The organism is Arthrobacter alpinus, assembly GCF_001294625.1.
In the GTDB taxonomy this organism is placed as follows: Bacteria; Actinomycetota; Actinomycetes; order Actinomycetales; family Micrococcaceae; genus Specibacter; species Specibacter alpinus_A.
Genome location: NZ_CP012677.1, coordinates 3386808 through 3408179, shown reverse-complemented (window position 1 = coordinate 3408179; position 21372 = coordinate 3386808). Strand labels below are relative to the sequence as shown.

General features: G+C 56.6%; 19 protein-coding genes and 2 pseudogenes. 14 read left to right on the top strand and 7 right to left on the bottom strand.

From position 1 onward, the window contains the following. Window positions 1-31 precede the first annotated feature (31 nt). The 6 genes from gyrB to dnaA form a co-directional block, all read right to left on the bottom strand. Complete coding sequence (gene gyrB, locus AOC05_RS15495; RefSeq protein ID WP_062009895.1) at window positions 32-2074, bottom strand: DNA topoisomerase (ATP-hydrolyzing) subunit B; 2043 nt, start codon at window positions 2072-2074, stop codon at window positions 32-34. A 403-nt stretch (window positions 2075-2477) separates the two neighbouring features. Continuing rightward, the gene (locus AOC05_RS15490) at window positions 2478-2993 is read right to left on the bottom strand and encodes a DUF721 domain-containing protein (RefSeq protein WP_062009893.1); all 516 of its coding nucleotides are present in this window, start codon (window positions 2991-2993) and stop codon (window positions 2478-2480) included. A gap of 67 nt (window positions 2994-3060) precedes the next feature. Next, window positions 3061-4299 (bottom strand): DNA replication/repair protein RecF, encoded by a 1239-nt coding sequence (recF, locus tag AOC05_RS15485; RefSeq protein WP_062008113.1) that lies wholly within the window; start codon window positions 4297-4299, stop codon window positions 3061-3063. Window positions 4300-4339: 40 nt separating this feature from the next. Further along, on the bottom strand, window positions 4340-5227 hold the full coding sequence (gnd, locus tag AOC05_RS15480; protein WP_062008111.1) for a phosphogluconate dehydrogenase (NAD(+)-dependent, decarboxylating): 888 nt from the start codon (window positions 5225-5227) through the stop codon (window positions 4340-4342). A 45-nt stretch (window positions 5228-5272) separates the two neighbouring features. After that, window positions 5273-6397, bottom strand: coding sequence for a DNA polymerase III subunit beta (gene dnaN, locus AOC05_RS15475; RefSeq protein ID WP_062008108.1), 1125 nt, complete (start codon window positions 6395-6397; stop codon window positions 5273-5275). 464 nt (window positions 6398-6861) lie between these two features. Next, complete coding sequence (gene dnaA / locus AOC05_RS15470; RefSeq protein ID WP_062008106.1) at window positions 6862-8331, bottom strand: chromosomal replication initiator protein DnaA; 1470 nt, start codon at window positions 8329-8331, stop codon at window positions 6862-6864. Between the two features lie 554 nt (window positions 8332-8885). Between dnaA and rpmH the strand changes: the two genes are divergently transcribed. The 12 genes and pseudogenes from rpmH to AOC05_RS15415 all read left to right on the top strand — a co-directional run bounded on the left by rpmH (window position 8886) and on the right by AOC05_RS15415 (window position 18809). Further along, window positions 8886-9023, top strand: a complete 138-nt coding sequence (gene rpmH, locus AOC05_RS15465; RefSeq protein WP_062008104.1) for a 50S ribosomal protein L34 — start codon at window positions 8886-8888, stop codon at window positions 9021-9023. A 77-nt stretch (window positions 9024-9100) separates the two neighbouring features. Then, complete coding sequence (gene rnpA, locus AOC05_RS19095; protein ID WP_222440026.1) at window positions 9101-9535, top strand: ribonuclease P protein component; 435 nt, start codon at window positions 9101-9103, stop codon at window positions 9533-9535. Continuing rightward, window positions 9507-9923: a membrane protein insertion efficiency factor YidD gene (yidD, locus tag AOC05_RS15460; RefSeq protein ID WP_062008102.1), complete on the top strand. Its 417-nt coding sequence runs from the start codon at window positions 9507-9509 to the stop codon at window positions 9921-9923. The genes rnpA and yidD overlap by 29 nt, the downstream gene beginning before the upstream one ends. A gap of 6 nt (window positions 9924-9929) precedes the next feature. Further along, window positions 9930-10892, top strand: coding sequence for a membrane protein insertase YidC (yidC, locus tag AOC05_RS15455; RefSeq protein ID WP_062008100.1), 963 nt, complete (start codon window positions 9930-9932; stop codon window positions 10890-10892). After that, a complete protein-coding gene (locus AOC05_RS15450) occupies window positions 10892-11479 on the top strand; it encodes a protein jag (RefSeq protein ID WP_062008098.1) in 588 nt (195 codons plus the stop codon). Before yidC ends, AOC05_RS15450 begins: the two co-directional genes overlap by 1 nt. Window positions 11480-11563: 84 nt before the next feature. Further along, window positions 11564-12202: a 16S rRNA (guanine(527)-N(7))-methyltransferase RsmG gene (rsmG, locus tag AOC05_RS15445; RefSeq protein WP_062009890.1), complete on the top strand. Its 639-nt coding sequence runs from the start codon at window positions 11564-11566 to the stop codon at window positions 12200-12202. Between the two features lie 74 nt (window positions 12203-12276). Next, on the top strand, window positions 12277-13353 hold the full coding sequence (locus tag AOC05_RS15440) for a ParA family protein (protein WP_230085389.1): 1077 nt from the start codon (window positions 12277-12279) through the stop codon (window positions 13351-13353). A 95-nt stretch (window positions 13354-13448) separates the two neighbouring features. Continuing rightward, window positions 13449-14462, top strand: a complete 1014-nt coding sequence (locus AOC05_RS15435; protein ID WP_062008094.1) for a ParB/RepB/Spo0J family partition protein — start codon at window positions 13449-13451, stop codon at window positions 14460-14462. Window positions 14463-16695: 2233 nt separating this feature from the next. After that, window positions 16696-16947, top strand: a complete 252-nt coding sequence (locus AOC05_RS20870; protein WP_062008092.1) for a hypothetical protein — start codon at window positions 16696-16698, stop codon at window positions 16945-16947. Between the two features lie 25 nt (window positions 16948-16972). Next, window positions 16973-17337, top strand: a pseudogene (locus tag AOC05_RS20865) (hypothetical protein). Between the two features lie 364 nt (window positions 17338-17701). Next, complete coding sequence (locus tag AOC05_RS20440) at window positions 17702-17833, top strand: hypothetical protein (RefSeq protein WP_257720348.1); 132 nt, start codon at window positions 17702-17704, stop codon at window positions 17831-17833. A 685-nt stretch (window positions 17834-18518) separates the two neighbouring features. Continuing rightward, window positions 18519-18809 carry a hypothetical protein gene (locus AOC05_RS15415; protein WP_197277839.1) on the top strand — a complete coding sequence of 97 codons (291 nt, stop codon included), beginning with the start codon at window positions 18519-18521 and terminating at the stop codon, window positions 18807-18809. 123 nt (window positions 18810-18932) lie between these two features. Here AOC05_RS15415 and AOC05_RS19090 read toward each other — a convergent pair. Then, window positions 18933-20131 (bottom strand): annotated as a pseudogene (locus AOC05_RS19090) (IS110 family transposase). Between the two features lie 265 nt (window positions 20132-20396). Here AOC05_RS19090 and AOC05_RS15400 point away from each other — a divergent pair. Both AOC05_RS15400 and AOC05_RS19085 read left to right on the top strand, forming a co-directional pair. Beyond that, on the top strand, window positions 20397-20969 hold the full coding sequence (locus AOC05_RS15400) for a hypothetical protein (protein WP_062008081.1): 573 nt from the start codon (window positions 20397-20399) through the stop codon (window positions 20967-20969). Beyond that, complete coding sequence (locus AOC05_RS19085) at window positions 20861-21133, top strand: hypothetical protein (protein WP_082358022.1); 273 nt, start codon at window positions 20861-20863, stop codon at window positions 21131-21133. The genes AOC05_RS15400 and AOC05_RS19085 overlap by 109 nt, the downstream gene beginning before the upstream one ends. Window positions 21134-21372 lie beyond the last annotated feature (239 nt).

Here is a 21372-nt window from a genome sequence, read left to right as displayed (position 1 = left end):
TCTATAACTAGTGGGCTAAGTCTTGCCCTAGCTAGATGTCGAGGAACCTGACATCCTTGGCGTTTTGCTGAATGAAGTTACGTCGTGATTCAACGTCTTCACCCATCAGGATGGAGAAAACTTGGTCGACTTCGGCGGCGTCGTCCATGGTTACTTGAAGCAAGGTGCGGTGTGCAGGGTCCATGGTGGTATCCCACAATTCCGAGTAGTCCATCTCTCCGAGACCCTTGTAGCGCTGGATGCCATTGTCCTTAGGGATACGCCGGCCCGCGGCTGCTCCCGAGGCCAACGCAGCATCACGTTCCTTGTCGCTGTAGACGTAGTCGTGCGGCGCATTCGACCACTTAATCCGGTACAACGGCGGCTGGGCCAAATACACATATCCATTTTCAATCAACGGACGCATGTAGCGGAACAGCAAGGTCAGCAACAAGGTGGTGATGTGCTGGCCGTCAACATCAGCATCAGCCATCAACACAATTTTGTGGTAACGGGCCTTCTCCACGTCGAAGTCCTCGCCAATGCCTGCCCCGAATGCCGTGATCATGGCCTGAACTTCGGCATTTCCCAGGGCCCGGTCAAGGCGGGCGCGCTCCACATTGAGGATTTTCCCTCGCAGAGGCAAGATGGCCTGCGTGGTTGGGTTGCGCCCACGGACGGCGGAGCCGCCTGCAGAGTCACCCTCCACAATGTAAATCTCCGACAGTGCCGGATCCTTGGACTGGCAATCTTTGAGCTTTCCGGGCATGCCCCCGGATTCCAGCAGCCCCTTGCGTCGGGTATTTTCGCGCGCCTTGCGTGCTGCCAGGCGTGCTTGGGAAGCCTGAATGGACTTGCGAATCACGTCGCGGGCAGGTCCAGGATTACGTTCCAGCCAGTCCCCCAAACCATCGGTGACAACGCGCTGAACGAATCCCTTGACCTCGGAGTTGCCCAATTTGGTCTTGGTCTGCCCCTCAAACTGAGGGTTGGTCAGCTTCACGGAAATGACGGCCGTGAGGCCTTCTCGGATGTCATCCCCCGTGAGATTGTCATCTTTTTCCTTGATGATGTTTTTCTCGCGCGCGTAGCGGTTGATCAGCGACGTCATGGCGGCACGGAATCCCTCTTCGTGGGTTCCGCCTTCATGCGTGTTGATGGTGTTTGCGTAGGTGTGAACACTTTCGGAGAAAGACGTGGTCCACTGCAGAGCAAGTTCTACCGCCATGTTGCGAGTGGTATCTTCTGTTTCAAAGGCGATGACATCCTCATGAACAGGCTCATACTTCTTGGACGAATTCAGGTGCTTGACGTAGTCAAGGAGGCCGTCCATATACTGGTAAATTACTTCACGCTTACCGGTGACTACGTCTTTTCCTTCAGGAATGGCGTCAAGATCCGGGTCTTCATCCGTTACTGGCTCGACCACACGATCATCGGTGAGAGTGATCTTCAAGCCCTTGTTCAGGAAGGCCATCTGCTGGAACCTGGCACGGAGTGTTTCAAAATCAAACTCGACGGACTCAAAAATTTCGGGGTCCGGATAGAACGTCTGCGTGGTGCCGGTATCGGTGGTGTCTTCACCCTTGACCAAAGTACCTTGCGGCTTGCCTCCGTCGGCAAACTTCATCCGCCACACGGATCCCTGACGGCGAATCTCGGTGTCAACACGGCGGGAGAGCGCATTCACCACGGAAATGCCGACACCATGCAAACCACCGGACACGGCGTAGCCACTGCCGCCGAATTTTCCGCCGGCGTGCAAAATAGTCATAACAACCTCAACGGTTGGCTTGCCCTCCGTTGGGTGAATATCCACTGGAATGCCACGGCCATTGTCAACCACCCTGACACCGCCTTCGGCTGTCAACGTGATCTCAATGTGATCACAGTATCCGGCGAGAGCTTCATCAACGGAGTTGTCCACCACTTCATAGACCAAGTGATGCAAACCGCGGGGGCCAGTGGAACCGATGTACATCCCTGGACGTTTCCGGACAGCCTCGAGGCCTTCCAGCACCGTGATATCACTGGCGTCGTAGTGGCTCTCATTGGCCGGGATTTTAGCAGCCGGGAGGACGAGGTCCGCACTGATCGCGCCGGAATCCGAGCTGTCTTGCTCAGGAATTATCGCATTCCCCGGGTTCTCTGGATTATTCGTAGTCACAGGCGCGTTCGACCCCTTTATAGTTCTCTCGATTGCCACCGACAGGATTTGCCACGGATACCGTAAGTCCCGCGCATCTTGCTCATCCTTGGAAGGCTGTTGATTACCGCTACCCGAGGTGACGACGAAACGTGCCGTGACGCCGCGGGGAGACGATCCTACTCCTGATTCTACCTTGCGGCAGCCCGAAACTCCGCCTGAACCTGCTCTGAGACGCGAGAAAAGCCGCTTAGAAGGCAATCGTCCCTCACCTGCTGAGGGGATGTACGCCGAGAGGGGTTTCAATCGCCCTGCAGCGGCGGTGGCAATTTCTTTCAGGTACCCGTACTTCTCATCCGTATGTGTCCCTAGGCCCGCGACCCTTGACATTGCGGAAGCCCTTGCGCCAGCTTGGGGCAGTGGGTCCCAAGACTAATATCTTGGTCACGACGCCTGCACCGAGTTCCGCATCAAACTTAGCTAGCAGGGACGAAGAAAGCAGCCGCAGCTGGGTTGCCCAACTGGTGGAATCACAACGCACATGCAAGGTGGTGACTTCAAAACTTTCCGGTTGACAGTGGGCTGATATGTCAGCACCCACCAAGGTGTCCCACTGTGCCATGACAGATCCCACTGCCAGTGGTGAACTCCATCCCCGGTCCGATACCAGTCGACTCACCACATTACCCAGTCCTAAGGGGTCCCGCCCGCCGTCCTTGACATCCAAAAAAGGAACTCGTTTTCCCCTGGGGGTGGACTTTTCCCCCAATCTGCTGCGGGGAATCCGTAGTTCGCCACGGCTCTTGGCTATGGTTCGCATTCTGTTCAAGGCCGCTTGGGGGGCATCCACCTCGGTGACATGGTCCACAGCCGCCGCTGCGCGGCGACTCTTACGACCCGTGGTGTCGTGGTTTCCGGCCTCACCCACTGGCTTCTCACCCACCATTGGCAACCACACCACCTGGAATGACCTGTACCTGAGCGCCGGAGAGCTCAGGGGGAATGTCTTCACCCACGGCGGCTGTAACCAGTACTTGTTCGGCGTTGCGGACCATCAGCGCCAATTTGCGCCGCCGCTGGGAATCCAACTCCGCAAATACGTCGTCGAGGATCAAGATGGGTTGGTTGTTGGCGATGTGAGTGTCTTCGCTGAGCACATAAAACGATGCCAGACGCAAGGCCAAGGCAACCGACCAGGACTCACCATGTGAGGCGTAGCCTCGTGCCGGTGCCACGCCCAACAACAATTCCACTTCATCCCGGTGTGGCCCCACCAAGGACATGCCACGCTCCAACTCGCGAGTTCGCGACGACTGCAAAGCGAGAATGAACTTCTCCTTCAGTTCTTCCACGCTGCACAGCGAAAGGTCCGCCGGTTCCCGGCTCTCGAGCGCAAAGGGGGCCTCCTGCTTCTCTGAAGGAACGGCGTCGTACGCATCCGTTGCCTTCACTGGATCATCATCTATGCTGCTGCGATAAATTGCCCGGAGAAGTTTCGATCCATCTGTCAGCTGGGCATAAGCCTCAGCCATATGGGGTCGCAAACGGTTCAGCAGCTCTAACCTGGCAGACAGCAGAAGGGCCGCCGCCGCGGCCAGATGCGCGTCCCACACATCCAACGTGGCGAGATGCCCCTCACTGACACCGTTCCTGGAAAAATGCTGGGCCCGGGCCGACTTCAACAAGGCGTTTCGCTGCCTGAGTACCTTGTCATAGTCCGAGCGCGTAGCGGCATGTTTAGGCAGCATCACCACTAACAAATCATCCAAAAAACGACGCCGACTGGAGGGATCACCTTTAACGAGGGCCAGATCTTCGGGGGCAAAAAGGACACTGCGGCAGATCCCCAAAACATCCCTGGCCCGGACGGGATTGGCCCGATTGATTCGGGCCCTATTTGCGCGGGAGGCGTTAATTTCAACTTCCACCATCACTTTTTGAACGCCCCTCACAAGTTGGGCACGCACCAAGGCCCGGTCGGCACCAAACCGCAGCAGCGGTGCATCCGAGCTGACTCGGTGGGAGGAAAGTGTGGACAAATAGCCGATGGCCTCCACCAGGTTGGTCTTACCCAAACCATTGGACCCCACCAGAACCGTCACCCCAGGGGAGAGCGCCAGATCGACCTGTTGATAACTGCGGAAGTCGGTGAGGGAAAGATGCTCAAGAAACACTTTTACTGCCGACTTTTCTTCTTCGTGGAGGAATTTTGGGTTAGGAACCGGAGGGTTTGGTGGCGTGTCCGCCGAACTGGTGTCGCAAAGCCGACACCATTTTCATGGCAGGGGAGTTGTCTTCGCGGGAGGAGAAACGTGCGAACAGTGCGGCCGTGATGGCAGGGGCAGGGACAGCGTTGGCTATGGCTTCTTCCACCGTCCAACGGCCTTCACCTGAATCCTCGACATAGTCGTCTATGGATTCCAGGCCCGGATCCTCATCCAAGGCCTTGACCATCAAATCCAGGAGCCAGGAACGAACCACAGTCCCCTTTTGCCAAGCCCGGAATACGCCTGGCAAATCCTCAATAATGTCCTTTTTGGCCAGCAGCTCATACCCTTCGGCGTACGCCTGCATCAGTCCATACTCGATACCGTTGTGCACCATTTTTGCGTAGTGCCCGGCACCGATGTCTCCCACATGGACAAAGCTGTCTGCGCGGTCTCCCTCAGGACGCAAAACATCCAGAATCGGCATGGCCCAAGCGACATTTTCAGTTGACCCGCCAGCCATCAGTCCGTAACCATTTTTCAGGCCCCACACCCCGCCTGAGACCCCTACATCCATGAAACCAATGTTCTTCTCAGCCAGCAAAGCACCGTGCTTTTGATCCTCAGTGAACCGCGAATTTCCGCCGTCAATGATCAGATCTCCTGCGTCCAAGTGTTCTGAAAGCTCGGTGATCACGGAGTTGGTGATGTCCCCGGAGGGAACCATGACCCAGATCAGCCGAGGTGCCTGCAGTGATGAAACAAGTTCCGCGAGAGAAGTAACGTCGCTAACATCAGGATTGCTGTCAAAACCGGTGACTTCAATGTTGGCTGCGCGAAGGCGTTCCCGCATATTGAAGCCCATTTTTCCAAGTCCGACAAGTCCGATGTGCACGGCGGTTCTCTTTTCTTGAGTTATGTTCACCATCTGGCATTAACGTTACTGGTTGGGAAGCCTTACTGGCATAACCAAGTAGCGGTAATCATCACGATTCTCGCCATTGAGGTCGTCCTGGGCCGTCAACATGGCCGGTTTTGGTGCTGAGGTGAAGGAAAACCTGACATATTTGCTGTCAAACGCGTTCAAACCCTCGCTGAGATAGTGCGGGTTGAACGCGACAGTGATTTCTTCGCCAACCAGTGTCGCTTCGAGGTTCTCAGAGGCCTGGGCGTCTTCACCCGTTCCTGCATCAAGGGTGAGTTGACCGTCGGTGAACATCAACCTTACTGGTGTATTTCGCTCCGCTACGAGGGAAACGCGGCGTACAGCCTCCGCCAGTGCGTGAGTTTCCACGGTGGCGTAGATGGGTGTGTTGTCCGGGAACAAGGAACGAATTTTGGGATAATCGCCATCCACCAGGAGTGAGGTTGTGCGGCGCCCGCCGCTCTCAAATCCAATCAGTTCGCTGTTTTCTGACAAGGCGATGTTGATGTTCCCGGAACCACCTAGAGTCTTGGCCACTTCGCTCAAGGTTTTTGCTTTTACCAAAGCACCTGTGGAGATGCCTGGAGACGTGGGGTTCCACCTGATTTCCCGCAGGGCCAGACGGTACCTGTCCGTGGCAAGAAGCGTTATCAGGTCACCTTCGATTTCCATTTTTACGCCTGTGAGAATGGGCAAGGTGTCATCTTTGCTGGAAGCAATGATGACCTGGGCAACTGCCTGGGCGAAGGCTTCGCCGTCGACGGTCCCGCTCACATCCGGCAGGGCCGGCAGTTCCGGGTAGTCGTTAACAGGCATGGTGGCCAGGTGGAAACGGCTGCTGCGGCAGGTCAACGTGACTTTGGAGCCATCGGTTTCGATGTCAACCGGCGCTGAGGGAAGGCTGCGGCAAATATCCGCCAGCAACCTTCCCGAAACCAGGATGGTGCCCTCTTCGGTGATGTCAGCCGGGATTTGCAGGCGTGCAGAAATCTCGTAGTCAAAGCTGGCCAGGCTGAGTGTGCCGGCTTCGGCTTTGAGCAAAAGGCCTGAAAGGACAGGCACTGGAGGTCGGGGCGACAAGGAGCGTGCGGCCCAGCTGACTGCTTCGGTCAGAACATCTCGTTCGACTCGGAACTTCACGGAAGGGTGCCGCCTTTCATCGTGCGAAAAGTGTTTGTCGCCTGGCGGAGCTTTTGAAGCTAAGACAGGGCTCATTGATTCGTTGTGGAATTACATGCTTTGAGACAGCTTAGCCCTTTGCGACGGCGATTCGAACATTGTCATTCGCTTGGAAGGGACGGGAATCGGTGTAGAAGAAAATGTTGTTTGAAATGCAGATTTATTGGGATTCGTAGTGTTAATAAGTCCTGTGGATACTGTGGATAACCGGTGTCGTTCGCGTGATCCCGCCGATCTGCCCTGTGCACAATATGTGAGGCTGTCGCGCATTGGGCTGTGGGGAGCGGTGGAGAACTTTTTGAGGCATTTTGGCGATCCACATACTAGTGTGTAGTTATCCGCAGGCGAAGGTGGGTTGTGCACTTAAGTATCCACAGACTTATCCACACCTGTTAATTAGCAAATTTTTTTACCCGCTGCGCGGCTTATCCTTCTCGCTGTTGCTGCTTGATCTTGTTGGTCAGCTCGGTCACCTGGTTGTAGATGGCGCGCCGTTCAGCCATAAGTTCTCTGATTTTCCGGTCCGCGTGCATGACCGTGGTGTGGTCCCTGCCACCAAATTCCTGCCCGATCTTGGGCAGTGACATGTCGGTCAGCTCCCGGCACAGATACATGGCAATTTGCCGCGCAGTGACCAGGGTTCGGGTGCGTGACTTGCTGCACAACTCTTCCAAGGAGATGTTGAAGTACGCTGCCGTTTGTCCAAGGATCGCCGTTGAAGTGATCTCTTGGGCGCCGTCGTCGGTGATCAGGTCCTTCAAAACCATCTCGGCCAGGCCCACATCCACCGGCTGCCGGTTCAAGCTTGCGAAGGCGGTGACCCTGATCAAAGCACCTTCAAGTTCACGGATGTTCGTTGAGATCTTTGAGGCAATGTATTCAAGGGCATCGTCCGGCGCTGATAGACCCTCACCGATCGCCTTCTTTCGCAAGATGGCGATGCGGGTTTCCAGCTCGGGTGGCTGCACATCGGTGAGCAAGCCCCACTCAAAACGTGATCTCATGCGTTCCTCAAATCCTTGCAACCTTTTGGGAGGCAGATCTGAGGTGATGACTACCTGCTTGTTGTGGTTGTGCAAGGCGTTGAAGGTGTGGAAGAACTCTTCCTGGGTGGCATCTTTGTTGGCTAGGAACTGGATGTCATCAATGAGGAGGATGTCTACATTGCGGTAGAGCTGCTTGAAGCTGGCCCCCTCATCGTCACGAATGGAGTTGATGAAATCGTTGGTGAACTCTTCGGAGTTCACGTAGCGAACCCGGATTCCGTTGTAGAGTCGGCGCGCATAGTGGCCAATGGCGTGCAGCAGATGTGTTTTTCCCAAACCGGAGTCGCCGTAGATGAACAACGGGTTATAAGCCTTGGCCGGCGCCTCGGCAACGGCTACTGCCGCTGCATGGGCAAAGCGGTTCGAGGACCCGATGACAAAGGAGTCAAAAACATACTTTGGATTCAACCGACCAAATTCTTGGGACGTACTGGGCAGCATCGGTGACGGTTTGGAAGCAATGTCGATTCGTTCCGAACGTTCTATGCGTTCAACGCGGTCATTGCGGTCAGCACGCACCGGAACCTGTTCTGGAGCTGCAACTTCTTCCTTGCGGGTGGGGACTAGATCGGCGTTGACGCTGAATGCGCAGCTGATTTCCGCCGGAAATACCTGTCTGAGAGCTTCAACCAGAGCAGTATTGAGCTGGGTTTGCAGAACCTCACGCGTCAGTTCGTTGGGTACAGCAACCAAAAGCGTGTTGCCAATGAGGCCCTGTGGCTGAGTGAGGACAACAAAACCTCGCTGCCGTGGAGAGACTCGTTCGTCCTGTTCCAAAATTCGGATGACTCTGCGCCAGGAACTACCAACATCGTTGATCTCCTCGGTATTGATCCCCTCAGTGCCCATCGACTTCTCCCCTTTACTCCGGCGATCGTAGTCGAACCGGAATCTCGTATTTGCGCGCTCTTCTGCGCGTGACTTGCCTTACATTTCAAGGCGTTGCCCGAATGTGGGAAGGATGTATCAACATCCGCCATCCACAGAGTTATTCACAACCCGTGGATAACTTGCTACTGGCCTAGCCTAAAGGATCAAAACGCCAGAAGATAGCGAGGAAATTGGCTTGTGGATAAATGTCACAGATGAGTGCCGATTTGATGCCTTGGGACACAGTTTATCCACGGCTTATCCACTATTCCATGCACAGGACCGATGGGCAGTGGGGAGGGAGGATCGTTGGTATTTTCCCCTGCGGGGGCCTGATTCCGGACTACCGCAGTTTGACTCGGCGGGCCGCCATGACCTAACGTTGTGAAGTCCCATGTGTCTACTTTGCGCTCTTGCGCATACCTCTTGTTATCAAGAGGTGAAAAGCAGGCATCCATATACTTAGCGTCGGCCCCTTTCTTCCTTGTTAGCTTCGGGCAAGGCGCATCTTTGATTGTCTTGGAGTAACTACCGTGAGCAAGCGGACTTTTCAGCCGAACAACCGCCGTCGTGCCAAGAAGCACGGCTTCCGCCTCCGTATGCGTACCCGCGCCGGTCGTGCCATTTTGGCCGCACGCCGTGGCAAGGGTCGCATCGAACTGTCGGCCTAAACCAATAACTGCTTGACGATACGTCGAGCCTTACAGAAGTAGCAGTTGATCGCAGGGTGCTAGCCACCAGAAATAGAATGCGGACCTCCGCTGACTTCTCACATACTGTACGTTCCGGCGTCCGACATGGACGCCGGAACTTAGTGTTATATGTGGTGTCCACTTCTCCGGATGACCCCAGCCAGGTTGGGTTCATTGTGGCGAAGACTGTTGGGAACGCTGTGACGCGCAATCTCGTTAAGAGAAGACTGCGTGAAATAGTTGTCGAGACAATTCGCAGCCATCCATATGGTGTCAATGTTGTAGTTAGGGCCCTGCCCGCTGCAGCCGGCGCCACTTGGGGCGAACTTGTCAACGACTACCAACGAGCTTTTTCCAAGGTTTCCCCCCGTATACGGGTGGAGGTGGCGGAACCGTCGGCGGGAAATCGCCAACGGGACACCCCAGCACTGGCAGTTATGAAGGCCGCTGTGTCGAAAGGAGATGATGAACGTGACCCAAGCGAAGCTTGAGAGTCGCGCTTTGAGCCGCCCGACCGTCGTCGGACGGTTCTTGTGGCATCTTCCGCAAAATATTCTGATAGTTGTCTTGAAACTGTACCGGCGATTCATCTCACCCATTTATGGTCAGGTGTGCCGGTTTTTTCCGTCCTGTTCGGCATATGCCCTGGAGGCCGTCACCGTCCACGGTGCAGTAAAAGGCAGCTGGTATGCGGCACGTCGCATTGTGCGTTGCCATCCTTGGAATTCCGGCGGCATCGATCCGGTCCCGGCGCCGGCACATGTCAACTGGGATGATCCCTCCAAGGTTCCGTTCATTGTCCAACTGAACCACCCAGACTTCTTTCTGGCAGCTCAGGCGGATACACAAAGTCGCCCGGCGGCTTCAGGAGATAGATAAAGAAATATGGGCTTCTTCGATACAATTCTGTTCCCTTTCAAATGGCTAGTGTCATGGATCATGGTGACGTTCCATGACGGGCTGACCTTCTTGGGGATGGATGCTGCCTCAGGCCTTGCCTGGACGTTGTCCATCATCGGTCTGGTGTTGGTGATCCGCGCCGCGTTGATTCCGGTTTTCGTCAAACAGATCAAAGCCCAGCGTGGCATGCAGGCACTGCAGCCGGATATGAAGAAGCTGCAGGCTAAATACAAGGGCAAAACAGATCAGCTCTCCCGCCAGGCGATGGGGCAGGAGCAGATGGCCCTGTACAAGGAGCACGGCACCAACCCGTTCTCCGCCTGCCTGCCAATGCTGATCCAGATGCCTTTCTTCTTCTCCTTGTTCCAGGTTCTCTCCGGCGTTGCCAAGGCAAATGGCAGCGGCATAGGCATTGGAGCCATGAGCCACGCCCAGGTTGCTCAGTTTGATGAAGCAACCCTTTTCGGTGCTCCCCTCTCGGCGGCATTCCTGCCGCAACTGCAAGGTGGTGACCTCAACGTATCCGTTGTGGTGCTCTCCATTGTCATGATTATTGCGATGATAGCGTCGCAGTTCATCACGCAGAAGCAGATCATGTCCAAGAACATGTCTGAAGAAGCCATGCAGGGTCCCTTCATGAAGCAGCAGAAGATGATGCTCTATGTGCTGCCGCTGGTCTTCGGTATTGGTGGCGTGAACTTCCCCATCGGTGTCTTGATCTACTGGACCACAACCAACATTTGGACCATGGGTCAGCAGTTCTTCGTCATCCGCCGCATGCCCACCCCAGGATCACCCGCCTACAAGGAATACCAGAAACGTCGCGAAGCCAAGGGTTTGCCGCTGTTGGGAGTTTCGAAGAAGAAGGTCGAAGAAGAGATCGAAGAGATTCCTGAGGCCAAGCGCCAACGGAGCCAGCCACAACGTAAAAACAGGAAGAAGAAATAATGCCTGCTGAAACTGGGATTGTTCCCGAACAAACTGTTGACCAGGACAATGCTGTCCGGGCTGGTGCCGAGCAGGACAACGTTGATCCGGTTCTGGTTGACCAGGACGACGCCTCAGGTGCAAACCGCCTCGAAGAAGAGGGCGATATCGCTGCGGATTATCTGGAAGAACTGTTGGACATCGCCGATATCGATGGTGACATTGATATCGAGGTGCGCAATGGGCGCACTTACATTTCCATCGTCGCCGATGAAGAAGTCGTTTCATTGAAAGCACTGGTAGGCCAGGACGGTGAAGTTTTGGATGCACTCCAAGAACTGACCCGTCTGAGTGTACTGTCGGCAACCGAGAACCGCTCCCGTTTGGTCCTGGACATCGATGGCTACCGCGATCGGCGCAACGTCGAGCTAGCTCAGATTGCCAAGGACGCAGCTGCTGCGATCAAAGCTGGCAGCGTGTCCGTAGCATTGGAGCCCATGGGCGCCTACGAACGCAAGATTGTTCACGACACCATTGCCGAACTTGGCTTGGAATCAGAATCTGAAGGCGAAGGCGCCAGCCGCCACATCGTCGTCACCGCTTCATAACGTAAAAATTAGAGTCAAAATTGACGGTCCCGCTCGCGTGCCATGAGGCAAGTGGGCGGGACCGCTCGCGAGGGGACACTTGTTGTGGTAGAGCTAACTGTCGAAGAAGCCATTGCCGCTGAGCGGATTTTTGGTGATCGTCGAGACCTGGCTAAACGGTATGTGGAGCACTTGGCCACATCGGGGATTGAGCGTGGGTTGATTGGTCCACGCGAGGTTCCTCGCCTGTGGAGCCGTCACGTCCTGAACTGTGCCGTCGTCGCTGAGTTGATAGCCGACGGAGCTAAAGTCGCCGATGTTGGCAGTGGCGCTGGGCTACCCGGGCTGTGCCTGGCCATTGCCCGCCCTGACCTGTATGTGACTCTCATCGAACCCCTTGAACGTCGAGTGACCTGGCTTGAAGAGGTTGTCATGGATCTTGGTCTTGGCAATGTGGGGATCCTCCGCGCCCGGGCCGAGGCGGCCATTGGCAAGGTCGAATGCACTGTTGTCACAGCAAGGGCCGTGTCCGCATTGGACAGCCTGGCACAGTTGACCATCCCCTTACTTGGCGGGAAGGGCGTGCTGCTGGCCATCAAGGGGCGTAGCGCTGGCGAGGAGGTCACCAAAGCTGCGAAAACCATCAAAAAGCTCGGTGGCGTCCAGACAGAGGTAGTACTTGCAGGCGCCGACATCCTGGAAGAACCAACCACTGTAGTGCGTATCAAGGTAGCCCGGCGCTGATCCTCGATGCCGTGTAAGAGAACCGGTAGGCTAGTGACTGGCATACACAGCCAAATGAAAGTGAGAGTGTCAGCGTGACCAACAGCGAAGCAGCTTCGCAACGGATCCCACCGTTTATGTCGTTGGGGTCGGCACGATCTGATTCACCTTCAGTCGGGAACGGGACGCAGGTTGCGACGCGACTGAAAAATCAACTTAAAACGGTTGAGTCTTCGGACGGAGATCTTGTTTCACGTGAAACAAACCCTGGTGGAATTTCGGCATTCGACAACGACTTTGATGACAGCAGTCCCATAGCGAGCCAATTGGTTAGCGAAACAAAGCGGCGAGAGCGACTCCTTGGCCGGAAACTGCCTCGTCCGAAGCGAACCCGTATCCTCACAGTGGCGAATCAAAAGGGTGGCGTTGGCAAGACCACCACTACTGTTAATATCGCAGCCGCGTTGGCATCAGCTGGTCTTCAGGTGCTCGTTATTGATATTGACCCCCAGGGCAATGCTTCAACGGCACTGGGTGTCCCGCACCATGCCGAGATCGACAGCATTTACGATGTCCTGATCAATGATTTTGCCATGTCCGATGTGGTGGCTTTGTGTCCTGACATTGACAACCTGTATTGTGCACCGGCAACCATTCATTTGGCTGGAGCCGAGATTGAGCTGGTTTCCCTCGTCGCTCGGGAGCAGCGCTTGCGGCGGGCCATCGATCAGTACACGAAGTATCGTGAGGAAAATGGGGAACAGCGCCTTGATTTCATCTTTATCGACTGCCCTCCGAGCCTAGGACTGTTGACTGTCAACGCCTTCGTCGCTGCCAACGAGGTGATGATTCCCATTCAGTGCGAGTACTACGCACTGGAGGGTCTGAGTCAATTGTTGAAAAACATTGAAATGATCCAAAAGCATCTCAACTCTGACTTGGTGGTGTCGACGATTCTGTTGACGATGTACGACGGACGCACAAATCTGGCCGCCCATGTAGCTGCGGACGTGCGGGAACATTTCCCTAAGCAGGTTCTGAAGGCCCTGATTCCGCGCTCAGTGCGGATCTCGGAGGCTCCCAGTTACCAACAAACGGTCATGACTTACGATCCTTCGTCCACCGGCGCGTTGTCCTACTTGGAAGCCGCAGCGGAACTGGCTGAACGCTAGAATGCAAGTATGGGAATGCCATCCTGGATTCCACCCAAACTAAGAATTTCATCTGGCTCGCACTTTGAGGGGCTCATTCAATGGAGGACATGTCAATGACCGAAAAGCGTAGAGGCCTTGGTCGCGGCTTAGGTGCTTTGATACCCAATTCATCCTCGGATGATTCGGGTTCCTCATCACAGCCGACCCGTCCAGTAGATCTCTTCTTTCCGGAACCCAAAGGCCGGAAAACTGCAGGCACTGCGCGGGAGACTAAAAAAGTCCCTGAGCCGGCTGCGATTGAGCTTGTAGAGGTTCCCGGTGCACGGTTCATGGAGCTGCCCGTAGGGGAAATCCACCCCAACCGAAAGCAGCCTAGGACGGTCTTCGATGAAGACGACATGGCAGAACTGGTACATTCCGTCAAGGAAATCGGCATTCTCCAGCCGATTGTAGTCCGCAAGTCGACTGAAAAGGGTGACCAGCCCTATGAATTGGTCATGGGTGAACGCCGTTGGCGTGCGTCCCAAGCCGCCGGCCTGGAAACCATTCCCGTTATCGTTCGCGAAACAAGCGATGACAATCTACTCCGTGATGCACTGCTTGAAAACCTTCATCGTAGCCAACTGAATCCCTTGGAGGAGGCTGCAGCATACCAACAGCTCCTTGAGGACTTCGGAACCACACACGAGCAGCTGGCAGACAAGATTGGGCGCTCCAGGCCCCAGGTCTCCAACACGCTTCGACTGCTGAAGTTGCCGCCTGTGGTTCAGCGTCGGGTGGCTGCGGGGGTACTCTCGGCAGGTCACGCTAGGGCGCTATTGGGCTTGCCTGGGACTGACGCCATGGAGCTTTTGGCACAAAAGATCGTTTCCGAGGGAATGTCCGTGCGGGCAACGGAAGAGGCGGTTCAGCTTTACCAGGTCCCGGCTGATGCGCAGAAGGACCGGAGTACCAAACCGAGCCCCCGGCATGAGCGCCTTGACTTTCTGGCCAGCTCCTTGTCTGATCGCCTTGACACGAATGTTAAGATTTCTCTGGGCGCGCGAAAGGGCAAGGTGAGCATTGAGTTTGCCTCTGTTGAGGACCTGAACCGGATCATGGATGTCCTCGCCCCCGGTTCCAACTAGAAGTCCTTTCGCCGAAGGGTCGTGTTGTTTCACGTGAAACAACACGACCTTTTCTGCTGACCAAATTGATTCTGTTTGATTCTCTGAGAGCGATTCTAAACAAAAAAATATTGTGAAGGGCGATACGAAGTTCGGGGCAATTCTGCGGCCGTTTCCCTGATTTCGACAACATTATTCTTTTCCTCGTACAGAATCGGGTTTCACGTGAAACATCTTGGTGGATTGGTCATTCATGATTCTGAACAGGTTGGCTATGGCAGAGCGCCAGGCCCTTGACCGCCGGGCCATCGAGTGACGATTACGCACGGGGAGTCACCAGATAGTTCTCGGAAAGTCGGTGGATGAATGACTGAGGGGAATCGTTACTAGAGACCAGCATTTATCCGTTAAGCAGCTCCGGGCCCACAGCTGCGACGCGTGGCCCGTCGTGCCTCGGCGGAATGATGACAGTCACTCGCCTATGACCAGCCGGCGGGCTGGGGACCTAGGGGCGAACTTTTCCCAGCAATAGTTCGGCAGAGGCTATGTTGGTACTGTTACCCAGAAATACGGGGCAGTAGTCGCGGTGACGCCTACGTTCCGGATTGCGTGAAGCTCAATCCGTGGCGAGAATTTGGACTCTCCGAACATCTTTTTACGGAAAATATTGTTGGGAGGTGATACCTTTCGTCGAGCACACTAAATGACGGGCACGCCAGCACCGGGAGCGCCACACGGTGAGTTCAGAGTGGGTCATAGTCATAGTCATAGCCATAGCCATAGCCATAGCGGGATCAGGGGCCCCCTCATGGCCTACTGGACGTGCAGGGAGCCCGGACCCCACTCGAGATCAACTCGTGGCTTGCAGGGGCAACTGGACCCCAGCTCCTTTTTTCGGCTTCTACGGATGAGTGACGGCTACCATACTACGTTTCACGTGAAACAACGCCGCTAAACCGTGCGCGGAGAACATCTATCGACTGACCCTCATACCAGCACGTAGATGCCTACGTCACCGCTGGACATATAGGTATTTCAGAACCAGATACAGTCCATGGGCGCACTACCGGACCTGGTGGGTGCAGGAGTCCGGACCTCACCCGGAGTCCATGCGAATACCTGCCTTCGCGCTCCTAGTCCGCCTGCAACCGAATATTCACGATTGCAGGAAGCCTCTGGGGCGTGGCGTGATGCATTAATTTATGCTCCCGGGCCAAGAAGTAGGTTCCGCGGTAGCCCGCCTATGCAGCACCCACATCGGCCGGAAAGCTGCGGCGAGCTGGAGCGTTCGTTCATCAGCGGCGTGAATCCGACGCAGGCGCAAGTGAAAATTTCTCATACAAGAAGGTTGACTACCGGCTTGCGGTAAGGAAATTGTGCAAGGGCACTCTCGGGTCGAATAGTGGACAAGCAGCCGATGCGTACTTCCCGCAGAACAGCTTCCGGCGGCGGCGGGCGACATTCGATAAGCCCAGTCATGCTTTTCACTGCCCTTGGCAGAGGACTCGGTTGGGAATGAGAGGACCTTCGGCAATTCAACCCATGCACCCGGCTAGCTCATACCGCCGAGTCCTCGGGATTCAAAGACCGCAGAAGGACTAATGCCCAGACCCGGCAGGAAGTACCCGTGGCCTGTGGACGTGAGTTCGGGGAGGACGCTGTCGCGGATGAAGATGCCAGATCATTAGGGCATAGGCTCTGGTCGGCGCCGGAAGTAGGATGACTAGCAGACTAGAGCAGGCCGCAGGCGTCCGCAACCACGTCGTGAGTGCTCTTGTCAGCCGCGCCCCGCCCCTAACGAGGTCAAAGCGCGCGAATCACTATTGACATTGGAGAATCTACTGATGCATTGAGCCAGCGGCAGTCGATCGCTCATGTGTAGGGAGCAGACATGGTCATCTGGTTCAACTGACCACCATGCGTCGCCGAGACCGTCGAATGTGGCATGGGGATGCAGGTCGTGAAGCTGCATGGCGCAAATCCTTGAGCGCAACGCCGGACCAAACTGCTGGATGCTGTTTCACGTGAAACAAGAAGACCACCAGAAATTGTCAGCATCCTGCGAAACCGTGGCGCCGCATTTTTGGATACCGGCGAAGCCTGTCATACACGCTTCAGCACCAGTGAGCACGAAAGCCCAGGGAGGTCTGGGGATCGAACATTATCATGGGGTCCATAGCAACCAGGCACACGGCCGTGGAACGAGTTTTCGCGAGCATTTCCCACATCATGAGGTGCGCACCTGATTACCTGAATGCTGGCGTCGCTGGGGGGACTGCCACCAGCCGGGGATAGAGTTAGGGTTGGCGCAACGGAGGAGTATTCGGCCTTGGGGGACTCATTGCTCGTGACCAAGACCTACACATGGCCCGACGCGACGGACCTTGGGTACCTGCTCCGGAAGCACCCGGCCACGGTCCAGACAATTGAGGCAAGCGTCTGGCAGGTCCATGTGTTCTACCCCGGAGTCAGAAAGCTGATGCTGCCTCCCTGGACGAATATGTGAACGACCGACCTTAACGTCATCCTCCATGGCGGCGGTGGCCCCGGGGCAGCTGTCTCGCACGGCCATGAACGAGTGGTGTGAAAAGCGGCCTGATCTCGCGGTGTCGGCCATGGATCTGACCGCCAGGTCGAAACCCGTCCCGGTCAAGGGAGGCGAGGAGATGGCCACGCGGCTCTTTGCTCCGCTCGGCGGGCGCGTGGTATCAGGGCATCGCCTTGATCCAGCGTTCCCGGACTGGATGAATATAGCTACTTCAAAGTTGAACTTGCCGCTAAGCTGCGCCTGCAAGATGCGGTGCGCCAAATCTATGGACTTCTTCCGGTCATGGACGATTCCAAACACTATTGGGTTGGCGACGACGAAGTCGGCAAGTTACTGAGGGCCGGTTAAGGATGGCTGGGAGGGTACCCAGACGGAGAAATTCTCATGAACAAGTATCTGGCCCACCAGCGGGGGATGGTCGAGGTCGCCTCCCAACTGCTCAACCGGGCAGGAACGATCCGGAAGGGGCAGGCCACTGGTGACATACCTCCCGCCCCACAGAGGTTTGCGGGAAGATTCCCGCCCCGTTCCACAGACTGTGTGCGGAGAGGGTTATGGCGGGACAGCATGATGTACAGGGCTAACGCGTGGTGGATCTTGGCTGCGGGGACGGAACACTCACGCAGCGGCTGGTAGCTGAGCCCCGGTTCACGGAGATCATTGGCGCTGACGTATCCGACAGAGCCAATTCCGGGCAGCGGAGACGCTGCGCATGGACGAGCCTGGTGACCGCCAACGCGAACGGCTACGCCTGATCCACAGCTCAGCTACCTACATTGACGCTAGGAGAGCCGGAAACAAAGCGGTGGTCCTGATGGAAGTGATCGAACACCTAGAACCCTAGCGTTTGCCGGTTCTGCTGGGCAATATCTTTGGGCACGCCAGACCGGGAGCTGTCATTATCACCACCCCCAACGTGGAATGCAACCCGTTGTACCCGCAGTTGCCCGCCGGTGCCATGCAACATCCAGACCACCGCTTTGAGCGGCTACGGATGCACAGTGGCATTTCGGCCCGTGGGTGAAAACCACCGAACTTGCAACTTTCAGGTGGATCTAACTTTGGCGGAACTTGGCATCCCGAAGTTTTGCCTCCTAGTGCTTGTGGGGGCGAGCGGAGCGGGTACATAGACACCACCAACGCGCAAGCTGATGCCAGGCGGGCCCTGGTCAAACTGGCACGGGACCATGATGTGCTCACTGTCGCCGTGGTGCTCGACCTACCTGTAAGGCTGGCCTGGCGCGGAACGGCCAGAGGGTAGACAGGCGGCTGGATGAGCGTGTCAGTCGCCGGCAACTGGACCGACTACGGCGCTCGCTCAAGTCCCTGCGCAGGGAGGGATTCCAAAAAAATCCACGTCATCATCAGTGAGTCAGAGATTGCGGAGGACAGATTCAGACGGGAACCGCTTCTCAACGACTTCACTGCAGCTACCGGTCCGTTTGGCATGATTGGGGACGTCCACGGCTGCCTGGGGGACCGTTCCAGCTTGCTGGACACTCTCGCTACACCATTGTCGGGTGCGAGCCGTGGACGCGTCGCACCCGATGGGATGCAGGGCCACATTTGTTGGTGACCTGGTGGATCGCGGCCTGGACAGTCCCGGCGTACTGCGGCTGGTGACGGGCCTGGGCGGCAACGCACACGCACACGCATACGCCGTGCCCGGAGACCATGAGGACAAGCTGGTATGTGCGTTGAAGGTGAAGAAGGTCACTATGGGTTACGGCCTGCCGGTGCGGCTACCGTGGGCCGAAGACTACAGGGGAAAGGCAACAGTTCTCTATGGACATTCGCCCACCTGGAGGCGGAATGGGTAAGGGGTGGCCCTATGTTTTTCGTCAAGGGTTTTGGCGGTTCTTCTTCAAAAATATTGTCGAGGTATTTTTGGGCATGGAGTAGTGGCTGCCGGGGTGTGTCCGGTAGCTGCTTTCTTTGAGTGGTTATGTAATTTTGGTGGTCGGGACGTCGTAGAGGGCGCCGTTGGGGAGCATCGCGAAGAGCACGTCGCAGCGGCGTCGGGCGAGGGCGATTAGGGCTTGGTTGTGGCGTTTTCCCTCGGCTCGTTTCCTGTCGTAGTAGGCCCGGGAGAGTGGGTCTTTCAGTGCCGCGAACGCGGAGAGGAAGAACGCCCGCTTCAGGGACTTATTGCCCTTCTTGGAGAGGTGGTCGCCACGGATCGAAGTGCCCGATCGCCAGGTCACCGGTGCCAGCCCGGCGTAGGAAGCGAGGTGGCCGGCAGTCTGGAATTCCTTGACCGAAACCTCGGTGATGATGCGTGCTTTTGTCCTGACGCCGACCGCGGGCATGGAGGTCAGGACGAGGTGAAGAGGGTGGGCCTCCACGAGCGCTTCAACCTGGGTCAGGAGCTCATCCCTAGCGGTGCGCAGTTGCTTGAGCATTGCGGCGAGTAGGGGCAGAACAATGCCTGCAGCACCGGTTCCGGCGACGACGACGGTCTGCTCGCCCAAGGCGAAAAAACATCGGCGGCCCAACGGTTTCCTGCTCGTGGCGCGTACTTGGCGAGCAGTGTCGCCACGGGGGGTTGCCCGGCCTTGCGCAGCTTTTCCGGGGTTGGGTATTTGATCAGTAACTCGGCCATGGCAGGGTGATTCAGGTGCGTGCCGATGACACGTTCCAGGGCTGGGTGAACTTGAGTCAGTAGGCCTCGGATCCGGTTCGAGGTCGCGGGGGCCTGCTTGGCCAGATCGTCGTCAAAACCGCACAGAATGGAGTGTTCAGCGGCTTGTTCATCGGCGAGGACAATCGAACGCAGCGTATGCGGCAGAGACCGGGCTGCTTCAGCAATAATGGCCGCATCCTGGGCATCGTTCTTGGCTTCTCAGGGATGCAGGTCCGCGATGCGACGCATCGCCAAACCCGGAATATAGCCAACCAAGATTCCCTCAGCCTGGGCCACAGCGACCCGCAGCGCAGCAATGGTCAAAGGCTGATCCACGACCAGCAACACCGCGCCCTTGCCTCCTACGGACTTGATGATGGCACGGAGTTTGGCCTCGTCCTGGTGCAGGGCCCGGTCGAGGAGTTTCTTGCCTTTTCGGTCGATAGCGACCGCGTGGTGATTGCTTTTGCCCACATCAACACCAATGAAGATATCGACTTCGTCATGGTTCTTGATCAACGCAAACCTCCCAGAAATAGTGTCCTGTGAAACCTTCGTTGGCTTGTCCTGCGGCGGCAAGGCTCGACATCTTTCGTTACGGCTGACCTACACGGTGGTTCGCTGTGCTGGTCCGGCCCCCATTAGCGATCCACTGGCGCCTATCGGATCCCGGCGGCAACACCCCCCTGATCATCAATGACGGGGGGATTTAATCCTGCCGGGACCGACAGGCCAACAACCCCAATTCTTACTCTTTAAGGGGCTACTAAAAAGGTAACGGGGCATGTGTCTTGACACGGGCGTCGTCTTTGGACGCAAGCTGACGGCCCTTCGCTATCCGGCACGGGAAGTGGTGGTGGTACCGGCAGAAAGAGTCTGGTTTGCCCTGATGAAACCAGTGGCCGCGACAAAGCCCACGGTGCAGGAACGGGCACCCGGCATGCTCAAGGTTGAGGATGTCATGAGCAGGTCGGGGGCAGATCCGCGGTGGATGCCATACCTGACACCAACCATGAGCCCTGCGGGGGCAACGAAGGAAGTCGGATATTTGGAGCATCCCGGGGAAGCGTATGCCGCCTACCGGGCCGAAGGGGTGGAGCACGTCATCTGCGAGGAGAAGCACATGGGGTTCCTGACCGTGGTCGTGCTGACGCGGGATGCCGAAGACTATGTGGCCGCGTATCGACGGTACAGTGCGCCCTCCAATGGCCTAGATAGTGTCCAGCTGGCCCCTTTCCAGACTCAGGCATCGGAAGGGGGCGAACAAACACCGGAAGTGATCATCCCTGGCACCTCAAGGTTCTGGATCGACTGGGAGGGGCTGAACCGAAGCGGATCCGCAGGACACAATCCTTGAGCGTCGACCTGAGCGAGCCAGCGGCGCTTGAAAGGGGAACACAACGGTGGCTGGACCTTACAGCTGCCGGAGGGGAGGGGATGTTGGTCAAACCATTTGCAAAACTCACCCCCGACGGCAATCGGCTGATCCAGCCCGGACTCAAGGTCCGCGGACGGGAGTAGCTGCGCATGATCTGCGGACCCGACTACACTGAACCCGATCAGGTGGCCAGGCTGCGGGAGCAAAATGCAGCCCACAAAAGGTCCAGGGTACTGAGGTAGTACGCGCCGGGGTTCGAGTCGCTGGAACGGTTCGTGGCCGTCGAATCGCTCTGGCGGGTCCCAGGCTGTGTTTGCCGTTCTGGCCATGGAGTTGAAGTAGGTGGATCCTAAGACTCTGAACGGTGATTGTGGAAGACTTA